This is a genomic window from Affinundibacterium seohonense (genome assembly GCF_014284305.1).
Lineage (GTDB): Bacteria > Pseudomonadota > Gammaproteobacteria > Burkholderiales > Burkholderiaceae_D > Undibacterium > Undibacterium seohonense.
This window is the reverse complement of record NZ_JACOFW010000129.1, coordinates 1-255: the sequence shown is the minus strand read 5'-3', so window position 1 is coordinate 255 and position 255 is coordinate 1. Positions and strand designations below refer to the sequence as shown.

The window sequence follows — 255 nt, the reverse complement described above, 5'->3', positions numbered from 1 at the left end:
ACCACAGGCCAGAGATCCAATTCCATGTTTTGAAACGCTAGACAACGTCGATTCATAACACACCTCCAGTGGGTTCGAAGTAAGTCAGATAGGAGAATGGCTCTACATGCAAAGATGGGGCAGCTAACAGTCCCTGGTGCAGCAAGTGGAATAGTGCAGCACGAATAATCGTTGGATCGCCGGTCACAAACTCACGTTCAATTCGCGACAGTTGCGTTGGTTCCTTGATGAATTTCACGATTGATCGCAAGATTG

At 47.5% G+C, this 255-nt stretch carries 1 pseudogene; it reads right to left on the bottom strand.

Annotation, left to right across the window (positions count from 1 at the left end):
* Positions 1–52 precede the first annotated feature (52 nt).
* Positions 53–255: pseudogene (locus H8K52_RS22135) on the bottom strand (hypothetical protein); the annotation flags it as partial.